General features: G+C 62.4%; 20 protein-coding genes. 7 read left to right on the top strand and 13 right to left on the bottom strand.

What is annotated here, in order from left to right:
* Positions 1-72: 72 nt before the first annotated feature.
* The gene (locus HMPREF1287_RS01190) at positions 73-585 is read left to right on the top strand and encodes a hypothetical protein (RefSeq protein WP_023017745.1); all 513 of its coding nucleotides are present in this window, start codon (positions 73-75) and stop codon (positions 583-585) included.
* Between the two features lie 3 nt (positions 586-588).
* Here the strand turns inward: HMPREF1287_RS01190 and HMPREF1287_RS01185 are convergent, their stop codons facing one another.
* Together HMPREF1287_RS01185 and HMPREF1287_RS01175 are read right to left on the bottom strand one after the other, a co-directional pair.
* Positions 589-1434: a hypothetical protein gene (locus HMPREF1287_RS01185; RefSeq protein ID WP_005282289.1), complete on the bottom strand. Its 846-nt coding sequence runs from the start codon at positions 1432-1434 to the stop codon at positions 589-591.
* Positions 1435-1515: 81 nt separating this feature from the next.
* Positions 1516-3219, bottom strand: coding sequence for a carboxylesterase/lipase family protein (locus tag HMPREF1287_RS01175; protein ID WP_023017744.1), 1704 nt, complete (start codon positions 3217-3219; stop codon positions 1516-1518).
* A gap of 146 nt (positions 3220-3365) precedes the next feature.
* On the opposite strand from HMPREF1287_RS01175, the gene HMPREF1287_RS01170 reads away from it, so the two are divergent.
* Both HMPREF1287_RS01170 and HMPREF1287_RS01165 read left to right on the top strand, forming a co-directional pair.
* Entirely contained in the window at positions 3366-4103 is a 738-nt protein-coding gene (locus HMPREF1287_RS01170) for a hypothetical protein (protein ID WP_042403653.1), read from the top strand.
* Between the two features lie 145 nt (positions 4104-4248).
* Positions 4249-8022 carry a multifunctional oxoglutarate decarboxylase/oxoglutarate dehydrogenase thiamine pyrophosphate-binding subunit/dihydrolipoyllysine-residue succinyltransferase subunit gene (locus HMPREF1287_RS01165; protein WP_034653606.1) on the top strand — a complete coding sequence of 1258 codons (3774 nt, stop codon included), beginning with the start codon at positions 4249-4251 and terminating at the stop codon, positions 8020-8022.
* 324 nt (positions 8023-8346) lie between these two features.
* Here HMPREF1287_RS01165 and HMPREF1287_RS01160 read toward each other — a convergent pair whose 3' ends face one another.
* Positions 8347-9087, bottom strand: a complete 741-nt coding sequence (locus tag HMPREF1287_RS01160) for a hypothetical protein (protein WP_023017741.1) — start codon at positions 9085-9087, stop codon at positions 8347-8349.
* A gap of 102 nt (positions 9088-9189) precedes the next feature.
* On the opposite strand from HMPREF1287_RS01160, the gene HMPREF1287_RS01155 reads away from it, so the two are divergent.
* Complete coding sequence (locus HMPREF1287_RS01155) at positions 9190-10320, top strand: Mrp/NBP35 family ATP-binding protein (protein WP_005280121.1); 1131 nt, start codon at positions 9190-9192, stop codon at positions 10318-10320.
* 12 nt (positions 10321-10332) lie between these two features.
* Here the strand turns inward: HMPREF1287_RS01155 and HMPREF1287_RS01150 are convergent, their stop codons facing one another.
* The 3 genes from HMPREF1287_RS01150 to sigE form a co-directional block, all read right to left on the bottom strand.
* Complete coding sequence (locus HMPREF1287_RS01150) at positions 10333-10857, bottom strand: twin-arginine translocase TatA/TatE family subunit (RefSeq protein WP_005280120.1); 525 nt, start codon at positions 10855-10857, stop codon at positions 10333-10335.
* 21 nt (positions 10858-10878) lie between these two features.
* On the bottom strand, positions 10879-11355 hold the full coding sequence (locus HMPREF1287_RS01145) for an anti-sigma factor (protein WP_042403649.1): 477 nt from the start codon (positions 11353-11355) through the stop codon (positions 10879-10881).
* A 65-nt stretch (positions 11356-11420) separates the two neighbouring features.
* On the bottom strand, positions 11421-12050 hold the full coding sequence (gene sigE / locus HMPREF1287_RS01140; RefSeq protein WP_005280118.1) for an RNA polymerase sigma factor SigE: 630 nt from the start codon (positions 12048-12050) through the stop codon (positions 11421-11423).
* Positions 12051-12201: 151 nt separating this feature from the next.
* On the opposite strand from sigE, the gene HMPREF1287_RS01135 reads away from it, so the two are divergent.
* Both HMPREF1287_RS01135 and HMPREF1287_RS01130 read left to right on the top strand, forming a co-directional pair.
* A complete protein-coding gene (locus HMPREF1287_RS01135; protein ID WP_023017737.1) occupies positions 12202-12849 on the top strand; it encodes an O-methyltransferase in 648 nt (215 codons plus the stop codon).
* 190 nt (positions 12850-13039) lie between these two features.
* On the top strand, positions 13040-14482 hold the full coding sequence (locus HMPREF1287_RS01130; RefSeq protein ID WP_023017736.1) for a GH32 C-terminal domain-containing protein: 1443 nt from the start codon (positions 13040-13042) through the stop codon (positions 14480-14482).
* Between the two features lie 378 nt (positions 14483-14860).
* Here HMPREF1287_RS01130 and HMPREF1287_RS01125 read toward each other — a convergent pair whose 3' ends face one another.
* From HMPREF1287_RS01125 to dapE, 7 genes are read right to left on the bottom strand one after another with little or no spacing between them, the layout of a single operon-like run.
* Positions 14861-15730, bottom strand: a complete 870-nt coding sequence (locus HMPREF1287_RS01125; RefSeq protein WP_023017735.1) for a methyltransferase domain-containing protein — start codon at positions 15728-15730, stop codon at positions 14861-14863.
* A 9-nt stretch (positions 15731-15739) separates the two neighbouring features.
* Positions 15740-15907: a DUF3117 domain-containing protein gene (locus tag HMPREF1287_RS11975; protein WP_005280113.1), complete on the bottom strand. Its 168-nt coding sequence runs from the start codon at positions 15905-15907 to the stop codon at positions 15740-15742.
* A gap of 11 nt (positions 15908-15918) precedes the next feature.
* Complete coding sequence (locus HMPREF1287_RS01120; protein ID WP_005280112.1) at positions 15919-16224, bottom strand: DivIVA domain-containing protein; 306 nt, start codon at positions 16222-16224, stop codon at positions 15919-15921.
* 3 nt (positions 16225-16227) lie between these two features.
* On the bottom strand, positions 16228-16950 hold the full coding sequence (locus HMPREF1287_RS01115; RefSeq protein WP_005280111.1) for a glucosyl-3-phosphoglycerate synthase: 723 nt from the start codon (positions 16948-16950) through the stop codon (positions 16228-16230).
* Complete coding sequence (gene folP / locus HMPREF1287_RS01110) at positions 16947-17759, bottom strand: dihydropteroate synthase (RefSeq protein ID WP_023017734.1); 813 nt, start codon at positions 17757-17759, stop codon at positions 16947-16949. Before folP ends, HMPREF1287_RS01115 begins: the two co-directional genes overlap by 4 nt.
* Before the next feature lie 14 nt (positions 17760-17773).
* On the bottom strand, positions 17774-18538 hold the full coding sequence (locus tag HMPREF1287_RS01105; protein WP_023017733.1) for a TIGR00730 family Rossman fold protein: 765 nt from the start codon (positions 18536-18538) through the stop codon (positions 17774-17776).
* 2 nt (positions 18539-18540) lie between these two features.
* Positions 18541-19629 carry a succinyl-diaminopimelate desuccinylase gene (dapE, locus tag HMPREF1287_RS01100; protein ID WP_023017732.1) on the bottom strand — a complete coding sequence of 363 codons (1089 nt, stop codon included), beginning with the start codon at positions 19627-19629 and terminating at the stop codon, positions 18541-18543.
* 88 nt (positions 19630-19717) lie between these two features.
* Between dapE and HMPREF1287_RS01095 the strand changes: the two genes are divergently transcribed.
* A complete protein-coding gene (locus HMPREF1287_RS01095; RefSeq protein WP_023017731.1) occupies positions 19718-21076 on the top strand; it encodes an amino acid permease in 1359 nt (452 codons plus the stop codon).
* The last annotated feature ends 17 nt before the right edge of the window (positions 21077-21093 follow it).

Raw genomic sequence — 21093 nt, 5'->3', positions numbered from 1 at the left:
TTAAGCTACTTTTTCGAACATGTGTTTGTATTGTTCGAACTCGTGTCGGCCCTGCGGTTTAGAGTGAGCGCCATGCACAACGTAGATAAGAACTTTTCGCACACAGTACCCAGCCAACCCAGCGCCACGGCGACGGAAATCGCCGCCAACTTGGCCTATCACCACTATGAGACGGTCAGCTCAATTTCCGCCATCATGCACCACCCGCGGTCCTTGGCTCGTCCCACCCCGACGTGGCGCCCGCCCATAAAGCAACTGCCACCCACACCAGGCGGCGCGGACTACAGCATGAGCATTACCCGCCACCGCGTGGGAGCACGAGTGAAGGCGCGGATCCGCGGGTTTGGTGAAAACCGCATCCCCGCCTACCTCATCACCATTCGCATCACCGATAACTTTGGGCAGGTTGTCGATCCCGCCACGGCGGAAGGGTGGGTCCGCACGCTTGTTCCTGCCGAATTAGCTGGCGCCGTCCACGAGATCTCCCGCGGACCGAATGCCACCTACGTATGGCTCGTGGATGGTGCCTTCCAGCCCGTGCACTCGCCGGAATCCCTTTTCGCGGGATTCCAGCAAGCGGCTTAGGGCTTAGTTGTTGTCGCCCTCATCATCGGCAGCGTCGGCTTCGGTGAAGTTGTCGAAGAACTCTAGGTCCTCCTCGTCATCATCGGCATCTTCGCAGAAGATGTCGTAGACATCTGGTTCCTCGAAGTCATCCTCATCAAAGTTTACGAGCTGGGCCTCCCAATCAAGGGCCTGTTCCGAGACCAATCCGAGCACGTCAAAGAGGCGGTCGAAATCGGTGTAGGTGCCCAGTTCCAGGGCCTCAGCGGGGACTTCCACGATGGGGATGTCATCAGAATCGGTGTTGCCAAAGAGGGCAAGGCGCTCGTTCTCATCGAGGTCCTCGTCTTCCTCGTCCACCTGCCATAGCTCTGTGACGGCCTCATCTTCGAGCTCTTCCATGTCTTCTTCATCGAAGTCGAAGGCCAAGAAGCGCACGATGGCAGAGGGCACGCCGTCGATGGTTTCTACTAATACACGCAGCTCAGAATCGTTGCCTACTTCTGCAACCACCAGGTGCGGGTTGAGTTCATCCTGGTCGAACTCCAATTCCGCGATGCGCTCATCGGTACCTTCCAGGAGGTCACGCAGGACGGTAACAACCTGGTCGGTGGCGATGTGGCGGGAGACGGCTTCTACGGCGTCTTCGACGGAAAAGGCGACGGAGACCAGGACGGCCTCGAATTCTTCATCGTCTTCATCCACATCCGCGGCAGCGATGTACACATTGGCCGCCGGCAAGAGAGGATCGATTTCAACAAACTGGATTTCCAAATCAGAGGTGATTGGAACGAACATGACGTCTTCGTTGACGCGGGACTCAATGCCCTCGGCGTCCAATGCGGAAGCGATATCTTCGAAAAAGCTCATGGTGGTGAAAAATCCATCCTTCGGAAGCAGAGGTCCCCGCGGTAGGCAAGACGCCGGCCGCGGTCACTCTGGATTCTACCGCTAATCCCTCCGGTGTGGTTGGAAACCAAGGGAGCGCACCAGCTCTGGGCGCCCACTTCCCCACTCCACCATGTGGTAATCCTCCCACGCCTTGCGGCGACCGTCATTGGGGGCGTGCACGATATAGGCCTGTTCATCAAAGATCATGGTCGCGCGATCGCCGCCGTCATAGCGCGGCCACTGCAGCTTCGGGCTGCCGCCGTGGATGAACGCGGCCCAGTGATCCTGCATGGTGGAAGTCAATTCCTCCATCTCAGCGCGCGAGCCCCAGCCGGTTAACAGGGAGGCGCGCGAGGATTGGGGATCGCCAAAGACATTGCCCAACTCCATCGAGTGCATGGCACCTAAACCCAGCCACTTCAAGACGGCAGAGGCGAAGTCGAAGCGGTACATCCAGGTATCGGCCACTTCAGAGTGGGCGCTGGCGATGCGGGTGGAGGGTGCCCAGAAGAGGGCATCGGCAAGCAAGTGCGCAAAATCCTCCCTGCGGACCGCACCGCGGTAGGCGGCGACGACCTCGGGGGCGTGGTGGGGATCGTAGGAGGCCAAGAGCCGGAGGGCTGCACGCTCCCGGGCGCTTTGGCGCTGAAAAAGGAATTTGCCAAAGCTGGCTTCATCCGAATTCGTGCCAATCAGCAACGGAATTTTGTGTTGATGGCCCTGCTCAAAGGCGGTGATGGGGTGCTCGGGCAAAAGTTCGCCGTCCACCGTGGGCGCGTAGCAGGAGTTTAAGTGCAGTAGCTCGCCGGCGCGCCACATCATGGATTGGCCGGAGCGCACCACATCCGCGCAGTCCTCCTGGCGCAGGTCATCCACGCTCACCCGGCGCGGCAGGCCCACCCGGCGCGCAAGTTCGCGGGCCCACAAGGTGGATTGGGCGCGGGAATGCACCAGCGCAATCGGTGGGGATTGGGCAATGGCGCGGTGGAAGAGCCCCTCGGCCGTCGGGCTGGTCATGAGCGCCAGCACCGCGGCACCGCCGGCGGATTCGCCCATGAGGGTGACCGAGTCTGGGTCGCCGCCAAAGGCAGCGATATTGTCGCGGACCCAGTTAAGGGCCAGAATCTGATCCGCCACGGCGGGGTTGGCGCTGCACTCGCCGCCGAGGCTGCGCAGGTCCAGATACCCCAAGGCGTTGAGGCGGAAGTTGATGGATACGTAGACCACGTTCATGCGGGTGGCGAGCTCAAACCCGCGCAGCATGAGCATGTGGGACGAGCCCATAATGAAGCTGCCGCCGTGCAGGTACACCACGACGGGCAGCTTTTCCTCCGTGCGGGGACGCACGATGTCGAGGTACAGGCAATCCTCGGAGCCGACGATGCGGTCGGTCCAGGAGTACGTGGGCTGTGGGGCGATTGGCCCGAACTGACTGCAATCGCGCACCCCGTCCCACCGCGGTGCTGGGCGCGGGGCGCGGAAGCGGTTGTCGCCGGCCGTAGAGGCGCCGAAGGGAATGCCGCGCCATGTGCGCACCGGACCGGCGCTGATGGGGCGATCTACTCGCAGGTCTTCTTCGATGACCCCGCGCACCCAGCCGGAGGTCGTGCGCACGGTGAGCTCATCCGCGTAGGCGTTCTGTGCCTGTTCGTGGGCCTTACGGGCGCGCTCGTGTGCGCGCATGGCCCGCAAGCGCGCGGCAGCGGTGGACTCTTCGGAATAAAAGTCCCCAGTGTCACGTTGATTTTCCTGCGGGTAAGGCATACTCCCTACCTTAGGTAGGTTGCACGCCGGTGGCGATCCGAATCGCACATGCGCGCCCACCTTATTTCAAGGTCAGGGCTATGCTAGGTAAAAATTCAATTAATACCACTGCCCCAACGAACTTAAGGATTGGTGTGGGAAAAGGCATGTCCATATTTAAAAAGTCCACCCCGGATAAAGCAGCTAGCGACACGTATGACATCGATCCGGAGCACAGCGGGCGGTTTACTAGGGCGCTGCTGAGCTCCCTGGACCGCGCGGTATCCGTGCAATCTGGTGTTATTTCCAAATACGTCAAGAACCTAAAGAAGCACCACCCGGATGCCACTGCCCAGGAGTTGCAGGGCTTTATTAACAAGCACTTCATCAATATCACTACTGGCACGGGCGCGGCCGCCGGTGCCTCCGCATCCGTGCCCGGCATCGGGCTCTTTACGGGTGCGGCCACCATCGGTGCGGAATCCGTGGTCTTTCTTGAAGCCGCCGCGTGGTACATCCTGGCGTCAGCGTACTTGCGCGGCGATGACATCTCCTCGCCCGAGCGCCGCCGCGCCCTAGTGCTGGTGGTATTGACGGGCTCGAAGGGCTCTGCGGTGGTCGATACCTTTGTCGGTGACCTCGGCACGGTCACGGGGGCGCGTTCCGTGGCCTCCCTCTCCCGCTTTTCCGGGCCCACGCTATCTGGCATCAATGGCCGGTTGACCAAGGTATTTACCAAGCAGATCACCAAGCGCATGAAGTGGGCCTGGGTGGGCAAACTCATGCCCATGGGTATCGGGGCGGTCATTGGCACGAAGGCCAATCGCAAGCTGGCCAATCAGGTCATCGAACACGCCCGCCAGCAGCTCTCCCCTCTTTCCCACACAAAGGCGGGGATTCGATGATCGTTTAGAGCGAATTCGCTACCCCTAACATAGTGAAGGTGAGGGATTGGCCCGTATCATATAGGCAGACACTTTGGCGGGTGAGATATGCGCTCGTGCAAAGTCCGAACTAAAGTCGAATAAACGACCATTTTAAAGCAGAGAAATGAGGCGAATACCTGCCGTGAGCACATCGAGCATCTTCGGCCCGAATGCGTGGCTGATAGACGAGCAGTTCCAGCAGTACTCCAAGGATCCTAGCTCCGTAGACAAGGAGTGGCGCGACTATTTCGAAGCAAACGGCGCGCCCAAGGCGCAGCCAGAAGCTGAGGCTCCTTCTCAAGCATCTAAGCCACAGCCACAGAAGGCGCAGGCAGAGTCTAAGTCCTCGGCCAAGAAGACCGAAGGCACTACCACCGCCCGCAAGCAAGAGGCGCGCGATACCAACGTGAAAGAGTCTGTATCTAAGGCCAAGGAAAAGTCCGCGAAGGCTAAGCATTCTGCGGGCAAGAATGCGCAGTCTCCGCTGGATAACCTAGAAGATTATAAGGGCGGCGACGAGCGCCAGCTCAAGGGCATGTTCAAGGCGATTGCTAAGAACATGGAAGAATCCCTCGAGATTCCTACCGCTACCACCGTGCGCGATATGCCGGTCAAGCTCATGTGGGAAAACCGTTCCATGATCAATGACCACCTGAAGCGCACCCGCGGTGGCAAGATCTCCTTTACCCATATTATTGGCTACGCCATGGTCAAGGCCGTGCAGCTGCACCCTGGTATGAACGTGCGCTACGAGGAAAAGGACGGCAAGCCCTTCGTCGTCCAGCCTGAGCACATCAACTTGGGCCTGGCCATTGACCTCCCGCAGAAGGACGGCTCCCGCGCCCTCGTGGTCGCCGCCATCAAGGAGTGCGAGACCAAGTCCTTCGCTGAGTTCATTGAGGCTTACGAGGACATCGTTACCCGTTCCCGTAAGAACAAGCTCACTATGGATGACTTCTCCGGGGTCACCATTAACCTGACCAACCCGGGCGGCATCGGCACCCGCCACTCCATTGCCCGCCTGACCAAGGGCGCAGGCTCCATTATCGGCGTTGGTTCCATGGATTACCCGGCAGAATTCGCTGGCGCCTCCGCTGACCGCCTGGCTGACTTGGGCGTCGGCCGTCTGGTTACGCTGACCTCCACCTATGACCACCGCGTTATCCAGGGTGCAGAGTCTGGCGAGTTCCTGCGCACCATCGGCCAGCTCATTGTTGATGATGCCTTCTGGGACGAGCTCTTCGAGTCCATGGGCGTTCCTTATGAGCCCTTCCGTTGGGCACAGGACATCCCCAACTCCGGCGTGGACAAGAACACCCGCGTCATGCAGCTCATCGAGTCCTACCGCTCCCGCGGGCACTTGCTTGCCGATGTCAACCCCCTCGGCTGGTCCCAGCCTGGCCTGCCTAGCCCGGATCACCGCGACCTCGACATCGCTACGCACGGCCTGACCATCTGGGATCTAGACCGCGTCTTCAACGTCGGCGGCTTTGGCGGCAAGGAACAGATGACCTTGCGCGAGGTACTCTCCCGCCTGCGCGCTGCTTATACCCTGAAGGTCGGTTCCGAATACACCCACATCCTGGACCGCGACGAGCGCAGCTGGATGCAGGACCGCCTCGAGGCCGGCATGCCAAAGCCGACCAACGCCGAGCAGAAGTACATCCTGCAGAAGGTCAACGCCGCCGAGGCATTCGAGAACTTCCTGCAGACCAAGTACGTGGGCCAAAAGCGCTTCTCCCTCGAGGGTGCCGAGACTCTCATCCCGCTGCTGGATTCCATCATCGACACCGCTGCGGGCCAGGGCCTCGACGAGGTCGTCATGGGCATGCCGCACCGCGGCCGCTTGAACGTGCTGTTTAATATCGTCGGCAAGCCGCTGGCAGATATCTTCGGTGAGTTCGACGGCAACTACAAGGGCGGCCAGCTCGGCGGCTCCGGTGACGTGAAGTACCACTTGGGCTCCGAGGGCGAGCACCTGCAGATGTTCGGCGATGGCGAAATCAAGGTCACCCTTGCCGCCAACCCGTCCCACCTCGAGGCCGTCGACCCAGTCATGGAGGGCATCGCCCGCGCCAAGCAGGACATCTTGGACAAGGGCAAGGACGGCTACTCCGTCGTTCCCGTCATGCTCCACGGCGATGCGTCCTTCACCGGCCTCGGCGTTGTGCAGGAGACCATCAACCTGTCCCAGCTGCGCGGCTTTACCAACGGAGGCACCGTCCACATCGTGGTCAACAACCAGGTGGGCTTTACCACCACCCCGGATTCCGGCCGTTCCACCCACTACGTCACCGACTTGGCCAAGGGCTTTGACTGCCCGGTCTTCCACGTCAACGGTGATGACCCAGAGGCCGTTGTCTGGGTAGGCCAGATGGCCGCCGAATACCGCCGCCAGTTTGGCAAGGACGTCTTCATTGACCTCGTGGTCTACCGCCTGCGCGGCCACAACGAGGCCGATGACCCATCCATGACCCAGCCGCAGCTGTACTCGGTCATCGAGAACCACGAGCCGGTGCGCGAGCACTACACCAACGAGCTCATCGGCCGTGGCGACCTGTCTGCCGAGGACGCCGAGGCAGCCGCACGCGACTTCCACGACCAGATGGAGTCCGTGTTCACCGAGCACAAGGAAGCCGAGAAGGCCGGCCCGAAGGAACAGACCGGTATTACCTCTTCGCAGGAGCTCACCCGCGGCCTGGATACCTCCATCACCGCAGAAGAGATGGCCGAGCTTGGCGATGCCTACGGCAACCCACCCGAGGACTTCGAGTACCACAAGCGCGTGGCCAAGGTGGCCAAGGACCGTGCGAAGTCTGTCCGCGAAGGCGGCATCGACTGGGGCTGGGGCGAGCTGCTCGCCTTCGGTTCCCTGGCTAACCAGGGCAAAGTCGTGCGCCTGGCCGGCGAGGATTCCCGCCGCGGTACCTTTACCCAGCGCCACGCCGTGACCTTCGACCCCCGCAATAGCAACGAATACAACCCGCTCAACTCCCTGGCAGTGTCCAAGGACAATGGCGGCAAGTTCATGGTCTATAACTCCGCGCTGACCGAGTTCGCCGGCATGGGCTTCGAATACGGCTACACCGTGGGTAACCCCGACGCCCTTGTGGCATGGGAGGCTCAGTTCGGTGACTTCGCCAACGGTGCCCAGACCATCATCGATGAGTACCTCTCTTCCGGTGAGGCCAAGTGGGGCCAGTTGTCCAGCCTGGTTCTCCTCCTGCCGCACGGCTACGAAGGCCAGGGCCCGGACCACTCCTCCGCCCGCATCGAGCGCTACCTGCAGCTGTGTGCGGAAGGTTCCATGACCGTGGCTCAGCCGTCCACCCCGGCTAACCACTTCCACCTGCTGCGCCGTCAGGCTTTGGGCGAGATGAAGCGCCCGCTGGTCGTCTTCACCCCGAAGTCCATGCTGCGTAACAAGGCCGCCACCTCCTCCGTTGAGGAGTTCACCGAGGTCAAGAAGTTCCGCTCCGTTATCAATGACCCCCACTTCGTGGACGTCAATAACAAGAAGGTCGGCGACACGAACAAGGTCAAGACCATCATGCTGGTCTCCGGCAAGCTCTACTGGGACCTGGAGAAGAAGCGTGAGGCCGACGGCCGCGATGACATCGCCATCGTCCGCGTGGAAATGCTCCACCCGATTCCGTTCAACCGCCTGAGCGAGGCATTCGAGATGTACCCGAACGCCACCCAGGTCCGGTTCGTACAGGACGAGCCCGCCAACCAGGGCCCATGGCCGTTCTACAACGAGCACCTGCGCGACCTCATTCCGGATATGCCGGAAATGGTCCGCGTCTCCCGCCGCGCCCAGTCCTCTACGGCTACGGGTAACGCCAAGGTGCACCAGATTGAGCAAAAGAACCTGCTCGAAGAGGCCTTCGACGTTTAACCACGTGTAACCGCCGAAATGGCGCCTAGCGCGCTGCGGCGCTAAATGCCCCAGTGAGGTTATTTCCTCACTGGGGCATTTTCATGCGTCTTTACCTCCCGCCAGCCACCTACCCGCCCCTCGCGCTCACCGGGAAAGAGTTGGGGCGTCGGCGAGCAACGCCCGTAAGCGCCAAGGGAGAGTACGGCAGCTAGGCGCGAAGCCACCCGCCCTTGCCGCTCACGGGGAGGGCGATCGCACGCTAAAGGTCGGCTGCCGGTGAGCGCGAAGGGCGGGTGGAGGTGCCAAGGGGCGCGCCGGGGTGAGGCGTGATTGAAGCGCAGGCTAGGAGCTCGTCAGGCCCGAACCGCCGGTGGACGCGGAATCGCCTTCGCTGTCAACGATGTCGCCGCCTGAGGATTGCATCCATTCGCGGACGGCCTTTTCCACGCTGCCCTTTTCCTCGGCGTCTTCGGCTAAGTCGGAGAGGTCTTTTTGCGTGATGAACTTGGTGAGGGAAGCAAAGGCGATTTCTTCCTCACGGTCGAAAAGCCCCTTCTGATAAACCACCACGAAGTTTTCGGGCAGTTCCGGCTCCGCGTCCTCGCAACCGTAGGCTCCGGAGGGCTCTACGGTGGCTAGATCCGTGGGCAGAGAGGACATCAACGCAATATGAGTGCGGGCGAGGAAGTCTTCCCCGCCAGGCTGAGTGTCTTGTTCGGCCTTCTTATAATCTTGCGAGATGTCGCGGGCCTCGCTGGGGTTTAGAAAGTTAAGGAAATCGCCCGTACAGCCAACATAGAAGTTGCCTTCTGGATTGAGGCTGCGGCCTTTGTCTCCGTGGGACTGGTATTTGTCCTCTTTGAGCACGGTGGCCTCGCGCCCTGCCCGCGCGAGCGTTTGGCGGTAAATCTCGCCCAGCACCACTTGGTCGGTGTCATCTGGGTCGACCACGATGTCTACGGACTTGCGGTCACTAGCCTCTGCGGAGGGCTCGGTAACAACGTGGTCAGCGCACCCTGCCAGCAAGGTGGCGCTGAGTACAGCGCCTGCACAGGCAAGGGCAGGACGGGCGAACATGCGCATGGTGTTAGACGTTCTCCTTCACTAAATGCAGTGGCTTCTCGCTGAGTCTACCGCGCGGGCGTGTTTACCTGAGGTAGCGCCGTGACTAAGATGGCAAGAGTTATGTCTAGCTCTATTACCGAATCAGCCGTACGCGAGGCTCTTTCCCACGTACAGGATCCAGAAATCGGCCGCCCCATCACCGAACTGAATATGGTGAAATCGGTCGATATCGAAGGAAACGACGTCACCGTTGGTATTTACCTGACCATCGCAGGCTGCCCCATGAAGTCCACCATCGAGACCAATACCCGCGCCGCGGTCGAGGATATCGACGGCGTTGGCAAGGTTACCGTGACCATGGACGCGATGAGCGATGAGCAGCGCCGCGCGCTCAAGCAGAAGCTGCGCGGCGGCCAGGCCGAGCCCGAGATTCCTTTTGCCAAGCCGGATTCGACGACCCGTGTCTTTGCGGTGGCGTCGGGTAAGGGTGGCGTCGGCAAGTCCTCGATGACCGTCAACCTGGCCGCAGCGCTGGCGGATAAGGGCCTGAAGGTGGGCATTGTCGATGCCGATATTTACGGCCACTCCGTGCCCAGCCTGCTCGGCTCGACCGATGGCCCCACCGTGCTTGATGATGAAATGCTGCTGCCGCCCATCTCTCACGGCATTAAGCACATCTCGATTGGGCAGTTTGTGGAGGGTAACGCGCCCGTCGTCTGGCGCGGGCCCATGCTCCACCGCGCGCTGCAGCAGTTCTTGGCGGACGTCTTCTGGGGCGATCTCGATGTCCTCCTCCTCGACCTGCCCCCGGGTACCGGCGATGTGGCGCTGTCCGTTGCGCAGCTCATCCCGAATGCGGAGCTGCTCATCGTCACCACGCCGCAGGCCGCCGCAGCCGAGGTGGCCGAGCGCGCCGGATCCATCTCCCAACAAACGCGCCAACGCGTGGCCGGCGTGATTGAGAACATGAGCGCCATGGTCATGCCGGATGGCTCCACCATGGACGTCTTTGGTGAAGGCGGCGGCCAGATCGTCGCAGACCGCCTCGGCGTCATCCTGGGCCACGAGGTTCCGCTGCTGGCCTCCGTGCCGCTGGATCCGGCCCTGCGCTCGAATAGCGATGCCGGCACGCCCATCGTGCTCGAGGCACCCGACTCCCCTGCCGCGAAGGAAATTAGGGCGGTGGCTGATAAGCTCGCCATCCGTTCCGATTCCCTCGTGGGCAAGAGCCTCAACCTAGGCGTGAACTAAGGGCGCATTGTATTAGGTAACGTCGCTCCACTCAGAGCCGCCGCCGGTGGAATCCTCCCCACCACGCTGCGGCTTTTGTTGTTGCTGGGGCGGCTGCTGCGCCGGCTGCTGTGTAGTTTCGCCGTATACCTCGGCATAGTTAAAGGTGGGCCGGGCGGGGCCATTGTTGTCCTGCGCGCGCTGTTCGGGCTCTTTCGGCGCGGTGCCGGATTTGATGTCTTCGGCCATCTTCTTGGGGTTGAAGTCGTCCCAGGCGGCATCATCGCCATCGAAAAGCGCCTTGGTAATAGCGCCTTTGGGGCCTAGCCGCGTCCACTGCGCCGCCTGGTTGAGCGGGCCGCGAATATCGTCAAATTCCGCGGAGATGGACCCCATCTCGCCGTTGAGCTCGGCCTTCGCGTTATTGATGGCCTTGCGGGCGGCGTAGATGGCCGCGCGCACGTCCTTGATGACCTCCGGCATGCGCTCCGGGCCGATGATGACGATGCCGAGGAGGACAATGACAATAATCTCGGGCCAGCCAATGGAAGAAAACACGGTTAAATCCTCGCCCTCCGTTTAGTTCTGCCCGCGCTGATTGTGTTTAATCGCGCGTACCACCGTCTCGACTTTATCCAGGAAATCCTGCTCCGGCCGGTGCGCCGGGGTCGACGCATCGGGGCCCGGGGCCACACCCTCCGTAGCCATTCCCGCCAGCTTGGCCAATAAGGACTGCGGGGCCTTCACCGCGGAATCATCGCTGCAGTGACGCACCCACTCGGAGGCGTGACGCTGGTGGTGCACGTCGGCGCGGCACTCCGCGCAGTGGACTAGGTGGATGCGCACGCGGTGCATGGCTTTGGGCTCCATCTCCCCGTCCACGAAGGCAACGACGGCCTCTGGGCCAAGGTGACCGATGGAATCGCTGCGCCGCGCCCGCGCCTTTGCCTTATCCCGGGCTTTCGCCTGCGCGGGAGTGAACTCGCCCCGCACGCTGAGCGTGGAGAGGGTGCGGCGTCCTCGCACTGAGTCCATCGACACCCTCCTCACGTTCATTCCACAGACGGATTACTCACACTTAAGTCCCCCTGCCGCGTGGCAGGGGAGGTAATGATTCGATTCTAGCGCGTGCGCAGCAAGATGCGCGCCTCCGCATTGGTCTGTGCCTCTTTTTCCAGCGCCGCGCGCAGTTGGGAGCGGCCGCGGTGGATGCGAGAGCGCACCGTACCCATTTTCACGCCAAGGGTTTCGGCGATTTCGTCATAGCTCATGCCTTCGATATCACACAGAACCACGGCGACGCGGAAATCCGGCGCCAAGCTATCCAGCGCGGACTGCAGCACGGGGTCCAAGTTGGCCACGGTATAGGCCTGCTCCGGGGTCATATCCGTCCCCGGCACCCGCTCGTAATCCTCAGGCAGGGACTCCATGCGGATCTTGGAGCGGTGGCGCACCATATCCAAAAAGAGGTTCGTAGTGATGCGGTGCAGCCAGCCGCCGAAGGTACCCGGTTGGTACTTATCCAAGGAGCGGAAGACACGCATGAAGGTCTCTTGGGTGAGATCCTCGGCATCCTGCTGGTCACCGGATAAACGGTAGGCCAAGCGGTACACGCCATCGGCGTGCTCTGCCACCAATTCGGCCCACGAAGGCATCGTGGCTTCCCCAGCATCGAACGCCGCGGTACCGGTCAACTCCACGTTCGGATCGGTGGAGGCAACGGACTCGGCATCGCGCTTCGTTTCTGTCATGGGTGTCATTTTTCTATACTCGGCGCGGAAACTCCAGCCACTGCGCTGATAATATCCTGTGAGTCCGTCACATACTTCCCACAGACCACAATTTCGCTGGCTAGGCGCGTTTTTGCCACCCTTGCGCGCAACTTTACCTATTGTTTTATTCGTGACTACTACCGCATATGACGCACTGCGCTCCTATATCGATTCCACCAGTGAGCCTTCGGCGGCTCTCCGCGGCGCCCGCAACCACGCCGAGGAATACGGCCTGCCCGTCCCGGATGAATCCACCGGCCAGCTTCTCACCACGCTGACGGCGACGTCTTCCGGTGTGGTAGACCGCCCCCAGGCCGTGGCGATTACCCCCGCCGCCTCCGTCGTGGGCCTCTACCTGTTCGCGGGCATGCCGGATAACGGCATCCTCACGTGCATCGACCCAGAAGCCGAGCACCAGCGCAGCGCCAAGGCCGCCTTCCGCGAGGCCGGCTACGCCCCCACCCGCGGCCGCTTCCTTCCCTCGCGCCCCCTCGACGTGCTCGAGCGCCTGGCTACTGAGGCCTACCAGGTCATTTACGCGGACGTCGCCGTCCTCGACCTCCCCGCCCTCATCAAGGCGGCCTGGCCCCTGCTGCACCAACACGGCACGCTGGTGCTTGCCAATGCGCTTCTCGATGGCACCGTCGCCGACACCTCCCGCACCGACCGCGATACCGCCGCCGCGCGCGAGGCCGATGAATACCTCCGCGAGCTCGAGGGCGCCACCGTGACCCGGCTCCCACTGGGTTCGGGGCTGACGCTGGTGACAAAACTTTAAGGGGGCATCGGCAAGCAAGGGCCCCTGCACGCGCTAAAAGATATCCGTATTCTGGGTGTACATGACAGCCGGACACTGCCCCATAAAGTTCGCGAAAGCACCGCGTGGCAGGTCAACGAGTTTCCTCCCCGGCGTGGCTGCCACCCCAACCCAAGCTTGTAACCCGCACCTGATTTAAGAGAGGAATGCCGTGACGACTCACCGCCCCGAACTCCACTTCATCCCCGATGCCGGCATCCTAGACGCGCCCGCCGGCGTCCTTCGCGATGGCGATACGTGGCACATGTTCTACCAGTACCGCCCCACTCCCGATGCCCCGGCTCGCTGGGGACACACGTACTCGGAGGAAGCGCCGTTTAACTGGCTGGACTGCGATGACGTCCTCGCGCCCGTCGGCGGCGAGCTCGCCCTCCGCGCTGGGTCCGTGGCCCAGGGTGAGGACGCTATCAACCTCTATTTCACCTCCGTGACCGCGACGGGCACCTCCATTCGCCTCGCGCGCTATTCCGGCATCGACGATGTCTGCGAGGTCTCCGATGACTCCTCGACCCTCGACCCCAACGTCGTGCGGTTTGGCGAGGTGGCTGGCAATACCACCGACCACACCCGGTTCCGCTCGCCTTCCGTTGTTCCCGATTGGGCCACCGATGACCGCGAGGACGGCCACAAGGGCTGGCTCATGCTGGCACTTTCTGGCCGCACCGACACCCCGCAGCCAGTCATTCTAGAAAGCCACGACGGCATCTCGTGGTCCCTGCGCGGCGGCGTTACCTTCGAAGGTGACCCGGGCTTCCTCGACGGCGAAGTGCCTGCCAATTCCCCTATTCCTCCGGTGGTTTCCCCGCGCATCGTGCGCCTGCGCGATGAAGTCGACGAAGAGATCTACGACGTACTCTTTGTCACCCTCGAGCGCGACGGCCGCGATGTCTCCGGCTACCTCGTGGGCCAGCTGGAAGACACCACCTTCACGGTGGTCTCCGGTTTCCGCCGCGTGGACTTCGGCCACGATTTCTCCCGCCCGCGCAATACGAATGCCACCGCAGGCACGATTCCTGAAGAAAGCCGCTACGAGCGCGCCGTCATCCTCGGCCTGCTCAACGGCAACGGCCGCGGCGACGACGCCACCCAGCACGCCTCCTGGGATGCCGAGGGCTGGTCGAATGCCCTCTCCCTGCCGCGCCAGGTCACGCTCGAGGGCGGCGTCCTGTACCAGGCACCGGCCACCGGCCTGCCCGAAGCGGTCAAGCTTTCGGATTACGCGCGCTCCTGGACCGGCGTCATGGAGGTTCCCACCGGCTCCAGCGTCACCATCACCCTTCGCGATAGCAACGGCGACCCCGCCGCCTCCATCTGCCACTCCGGCGAGGAAATCAGCCTCGATCGTTCCATGAACAAGGCCTTCGATCACTTCTTCGCCGATTCCGCTCCCGCCACCGCCACGCTTGCCGATGGCGACTCCGACACCCTCACCATCATCCAAGACGGCTCCACGGTGGAGGTCTTCGTCGACGGCGGCCTCATCGCCATGGCCTCCCGCGTGTACTTCGACGGCGGCTGCTCCGGCATGGATGTCGAAACCACCGGCGAAGCAGTCATCGAACAAGACTGGCAGCGCTCCGGCTCCAAGCTCTAATACTGCAGCCCTCCTACCCGGCCACCCGCCTCTCGGCCCCCGACCCTCGCCACCCGCCTTTCTGCCCCCGACCCTCGCCACCCGCCCTTTGCGCTCACCGGCGAGGCGTCGCGACATCGGCAAGCAGCTCCCCGTGAGCGCCAAAGGAGGGTACGGTAGCCGGCTGAGCACTCACCCGCCCTTCGCGCTCACGGGAAAGGTGGAGGGGCATCGGCAAGCAGCGCCCCGTGAGCGCCAAGGGAGGCAACGGTGACTGGCCGATTCCACACCCGTCCTTCGCGCTCACCGGAAGCGAAAAAGAACCGCCCCGCGCGCTGCTGGTGAGCGCGAAGGGCGGTATGTATGCCGAAGGCGAGGTGCCGCGAGGCAGACCTGCGATTAAGAAACCGCGCGGAGGCGGTCTAGGCGGGCGCGGGCGGTGACCGTCAGCGTGGGTGGAAGGGCGGCCATGCGCTCGGCGAGCTCGTCGGCGCTGATGTGGCGAGCGGACGGGCTCATTCCTACCTGTGCGGCGATGGCCGCTTTGTCCAACTGGATGGGGAAGGAAATATCAACCGGATCGGCGGCTTGCTCGAGGTAGCCTTCCGCCTGCTCATACATGCGCTCGACCTTGCCCTCTTCCACGCCAAGGATGCCGAGGGGTTCGCGCAGCTCATCGAGGTGCCCCGCACCCGGGGTCAGGACGATGACCTGGCCGCCGGGGGCGAGGACGCGCTGGAATTCGGATGGGTTGCGCGGGGCGAAGACCACGGAAATGGCATCGATGGATTCATCGCGGATGGGAAGTTGCTGCCAGACATCGGCAACCACGGCGCCCACGCGCGGGTGACACTTGGCCAGGTGCTTGGCCGCATGCGGGGAAATATCGAGGCCAACGCCGCGCGCGCCGTCGATGGAATCAAGCGTGTGGGCCAGATAGTAGCCGGTTCCGGCGCCGACCTCGAGGAGCGAGGCGGGCGTAGAGGCAGACAGCGAGCTGGCATCGAGCGCGTCTTGCACCGCGCCGGTCACAGACTCGACGAAGGGCGCGAAATGGCCGGTGGCAAGGTAGGCTTCGCGGGCGTTGACCATGTCCATGTCATCGCCCTTGTGCTTGAGGCCAGCACCGGCCGCTAAGGTCACATACCCTTGCTTGGCCACATCAAAGGAATGGCCAGACTCCGAAACGAGGCGGGAAAAATCATCGGCGCCGGAAAGCGCCGTGCCGTCGTTTGGATCGGCCAGAATGTCGACGATATGAGAAAGCATGTACCCAGACTAGCTAGAAACCTCGGTCAACAAAGAACCGAGCTCCGCGGCCTCTTCTTTGTTCAGCTCGATAACGATGCGCCCGCCGCCGTCAGATGGGATGCGCATGACGATCTTGCGGGATTCCACCACCGCTTCCATTTCGCCGCCAGTGGTACGTGGCTTCATTGCTGCCATAGTAGGGCTCCTTAACTTTCTTCGTTTCTTTCCAGCTTAGTCCCTTTTTGCCCGCTTTTCCGCGCGGCCTCCAATTCCTGCTCCAGCTGCGCGAGCAGATCATCAACCTGATCCTGGCGATACCCACGCGGGACGACCTCAAATTGCACATCCTCAAAACGGCCTTGAGCTGCGGCGACGCGGTTATTTTCCAGTACCTTCTGCGGCTCATCGGGCGGGTCCATCACGGTCCCGGGCCCAAAAATCGAACCCCACAGCCACGTTCCGATCACAATGAACGCAATGAGCACCACAATGAGCACAATCCAGGACAGCATGGCTTAAATCCTACCTAGCAGTGGCGGGCGCTGAGCAATCGGCGCACTCACCCCAGCGCGCGAAAGCAGCGTGCGTGCCACGATATCCGCCATCGGCGCGAGCTCATGAAGCGGCCGGTTGCGGTGGACTCGAGTGCCTAGGTCGACTTGTGTCAGCCCGCCGCGCTTACCGATGTCCACCAGCAGCCCCGCTTCCACCCCATAGCCCTCCACGAAGGGCACCTCTAGCGCGGCAGAGCGGCGAAGCGCGTACTCGCCGCCTAGGGGCTGATCGATGTGGGCTAGCTCTGGGAAGAATTGCCGGATGAGCGGCTTTGCGGTCAATTCGGTCACGCGTCCGCCGCCGGTGGGTTGGCCGTTCAGGCTGCGGCGATAGCGGGCCTTGACCATGTTCACACTCGGATCCGCAAAGGGCGCCGCGAGCGCTGTGACCATGCCGGGCGCGGCGGATTCTAGGTCGGCGTCGATGAATACGACGATGTCCCCGCGCGCGGCGGCGACCCCGCGCCAGAGGGATTCGCCCTTGCCGGGGCGCGGCGGTTCGGGTAGGATATGGCGCCAATTGCGCACATCGGCACCGGCGGCGCGCGCCACTGCGGCGGTGTCGTCGGTGGAGTCGGCGTCGATGACGAGCACTTCGAGTGGGTCATCGGCAAGGCAGGCGCGGATAACGCCGGCCACGGTGGATTCCTCATTGAGCGCCGGGATGATGACGGAAACGCTCATGCGAGCCCGCGCGTGGTGTCAAGGGGTGCGGCCGTGCCCTGGATGGCGGCGGTCATGCGGATGACGTCGACCGTCTCAGCAACCTCGTGGACGCGGAAGGCGGCCACCCCGTGCGCTGCGGCCCAGGCGGTGGCGGCGAGCGTTCCGGCAACGCGGTCTCCTACCCCGCGCGCGAGGGTCTCGCCCACGAAGTCCTTATTGGAAAGCGCCATGAGCACGGGCCAGCCGGTAGCGACGATCTCGTCGATGCGTCGCAGGAGTTCGAGTCCGTGATAGGTGTTTTTACCAAAGTCGTGTGTGGGATCGATGAAGGTGAGTTCTTCCGGGCAGCCGAGCCCCGCGGCCTTTTCTGCCAGGGCGGTGGTCTCTGCAATGACATCGGCGACGACGTCGTCGAAGTGCACGCGGTGTGGGCGGGTGCGCGGGGTAATCCCGCCGGTATGCGAGCACACGTAGCCCACGCGGTGGTGGCCGGCGACCTCGATAAGCTGCGGATCCCAGCCGGCCCACGTGTCATTGACTAGCCCGGCCCCGGCGGCGATGGCGGCCTCGGCCACCTCGCTGCGCCAGGTGTCTACGGAAATAAGTACCTCTGGGTGCCGCTCGTGCACGCGGGCGATGGTGGGCACGACGCGGTCGATTTCCTCCGCGCTATCCACCTCCTCGCCCGGCCCAGCCTTGACTCCGCCAATATCGATGATGGAGGCCCCTGCCGCAATGGCTTCATCGCAGCGCTTAAGGGCGGGGTCCATGTCAAAGGTGGCCCCCTTGTCATAAAAGGAATCCGGGGTGCGATTGACTATCGCCATCACGCGCGCGAGGCTCAACGCGGCTCCCTAATGCGTTTATCGCTCATGACCTTGTGGCGCTCGATGATGTGGGCGACGGCCTCATCGGGGTCATCGGTAAGCAGGAAAAGCTCTTGGTCATCTTCGTTGATGTACCCGCCGGCGGCGAGGGTATTTTTCATCCACTCCAGCAGGCCCGACCAGTACTCGGTACCTATGAGCACGATGGGATAGTTGGTGACCTTACCCGTCTGAACCATGCAGAGAACCTCGAAGAACTCGTCCATCGTGCCCATGCCGCCGGGCAGGCAGACGAAGGCCTGGGAGTACTTCAAGAACATGGTCTTGCGGGCGAAGAAGTAGCGGAAGTTCAGGCCCAAGTCCACGTACTTATTGAGGCCCTGCTCGTGCGGCAATTCGATGCCGAGTCCCACCGAGAGACCATCGCCCTCGTGCGCGCCCTTATTCGCCGCCTCCATGATGCCGGGGCCGCCGCCGGTGATGACGGCGTAGGCGCACTCGGCGAGCTTGCGGCCGAGTTCTTCGGCCATCTGATAGCTCGCATCCTCAGGCTTGGTGCGCGCGGAACCAAAGACCGTCACTGCCTTAGGCAGTTTGGCAAGCGCATCGAAGCCAGCGACGAATTCGCCTTGGATGCGCAGCACGCGCCACGGATCGGCATGCTGCCACTCGTGGTCCGCGCCGGATTCCAGCAGGCGCTGGTCAAAGGTGGAGCCTTGTTCTCCCTCGCTGCGCAGCAAGAGCGGGCCGCGCAGGGTACGCATGTGGTCAGGGGTCATTTTTATCCCTTCAAATAATTAAGCAGAGCGGTAGAAACTTCGGTGATTTGCGCCGTGGGCACCTGCTCGTCCTTCTTATGCGCAAAGCCCGGATCGCCGGCGCCAAAATTCACGGCCGGAATGCCCATCTCAGCAAAGCGCGAGACATCGGTCCAGCCGAACTTGGCGCGGACGTTGCCACCGACGGCATCGACAAGCGCACGTGCCGCAGGCTGCCCCAAGCCAGGCAGGGCGGCACCGGCGATATCATCGATCTCGATGGTGACGCCCTCATGCTTGCCGATGACCCCCTTCATGTACTCCAGCGCCTCCTCCGTGCTGCGGTCCGGGGCGAAGCGGAAGTTGACGAACATCCAGGCCTCGTCCGGCAAGGTATTGGTGGCCACGCCGGCCTCCAGGTGGACGATGTTCAGGCCCTCGCGGTAGGTACAGCCATCGATGGTGACCTCGCGCGGCTCGTAGTCCGCAATGCGCGTCATGACGGGGGCGAGCTTGTGTGCGGCGTTGGAACCCAGCCAGGCACGGGCCGAGTGCGCGCGGGTGCCATGCGCCGTCACGCGCAGGCGAATCGTGCCCTGGCAGCCGGCCTCGACCAGGGCACCGGAGGGCTCACCCAGGAGCGCGAAATCGCCCTGCAACCACTCGGGGTGGTCCTTTTGCAAGTGGCCTAGCCCATTAAATTCAGTGGATACCTCTTCGCCCTCATAGGCAATGACGGTCAGATCGTGCTGGAGCTCTTCCGATTCATGCAGGTGAGCAAAGGCGTTGAGGTAGACCGCCATGCCGGATTTCATGTCCACAGTGCCGCAGCCGAACATGATCTCGGCGCCATCTTCGGCGGTGTCCATGCGATGCGGTACGTTATCTGCCAATGGAACGGTATCGATGTGGCCTGCAAGAACCACGCGAGAATCCATCCCGCGGTTCGTGCGCGCACACACGGTATTGCCAAAGCGGGCGACCTCCACGTCTAGACCACGCAGGGCTTCTTCCACCGCATCCGCGATGGCCTCCTCGTGGTGGGAGGGGCTCGGGATATCGACGAGCGCCTTGGTCACTTCAATGGGGTCGGCATATAGATCTAAAGTCACAAGCCGCCATGGTAGCGCCCCGCTGGGTCCGTTGCATTGTGTAATGTTCACTTCACTGCAAAAAATAACCTCTCACAAGGTGGTAATTATGGCCGAAGCCACACAATTGAAATCGCGACACCTCACCATGATGGGCCTTGGCTCCGCGGTGGGTGCCGGTCTCTTCTTGGGCGTCGGATTGGGAATCCAAATATCCGGCACCTCGGTGCTCATCTCTTATGCCGTCGCCGGCGTCCTCATCGCGCTCATCATGTGGATGCTCGGGGAAATCGCCGCGGCCCGCCCCTCCCTGGGTTCCTTTTCCACCTACGCCGGCCAGGCCTTCGGCCACTGGGCGCGCTTTACGATGGGCTGGATCTACTGGTTCATGCTCATCATGGTCATGGGCGCCGAAATCACCGGCGCCGCCGCGATCATCGGCAGCTGGTTCGATATTGCCCCGTGGATTCCCGCGCTTATCGCGGTGGCCTTCTTCGCCATAGTGAATTTCGCCGCCGTGCGCGGTTTCGGTGAATTCGAGTTCTGGTTCGCCATCATCAAGGTCGCCGTCATCATTGCCTTCCTCGCCGTCGGCATCCTCATGGCACTGGGCATCCTGCCCGGCATGGATCTCTCCCGCGCCGGCACCAACTTCACCGATAACTTCCTGCCCAATGGCATGCCGGGCTTCGCCGCGGGGCTGCTCGCCGTTGCCTTCGCCTTCGGTGGAATCGAGCTGGTGACCATCGCCGCCGCCGAGTCCGAGGATCCAGCCCGCAACGTGGCAACTGCAGTGCGCGCCATCATCGTGCGCATCATGATCTTCTACATCGGCTCCATCGTGGTCATCACCATGGCCTTGCCGTTTAGCCAGATCCAAGACGCCGATGCCGCCGCCGATTCGCCCTTCACCCTGGTGCTTGAGGCTGCCAAGATTCCTTTCGCCGCAGGTTTCATGGAGGCCATCATCGCGCTGGCCCTCCTGTCCGCCTTCAACGCGCAGATTTACGCCACCTCCCGCCTAGTCTTTGATATGGCCAAGGACCACTGCGCGCCCAAGTTCTTCCTCAAGACCAACCACTCCGGCTCCCCCATCAACGCCGTCATCTTGTCCATGATCTTCGCCTTCGCCTCAGTGGGCCTCCAATTCTGGAACCCGCCGGGACTGCTGGCCTTCCTCTTCAACGCCGTCGGCGGCTGCCTCTTGGTGGTCTGGGCGTTTATCGTCGCCTCCTTCCTCAAGCTGCACCCGCAGTTGAAGGCGAATGGCGAACTAACGGACATCCGCGTGCCCGGCTACCCCTGGTTGCCTTGGGCAACCGCCGCCGCGCTGGCCGCGCTGACCATTTTCATGCTCTTTGATCCCTCCGCCCGCAACCAAGTCATCGCCGTCATCATCCTCTTTGCCGCGCTCGTTGCCTTGTCCTTCGTGGTTCCCGCGGGCAAGCGCGAGCAAGTACGGCAGTAATTGCTAAGCTAGCCACC

This window comes from Corynebacterium sp. KPL1986 (genome assembly GCF_000477975.1).
Classification (GTDB): Bacteria; Actinomycetota; Actinomycetes; order Mycobacteriales; family Mycobacteriaceae; genus Corynebacterium; species Corynebacterium accolens.
The sequence above is the reverse complement of the archived record's forward strand: the minus strand, read 5'-3'. Positions and strand labels throughout refer to the sequence as shown.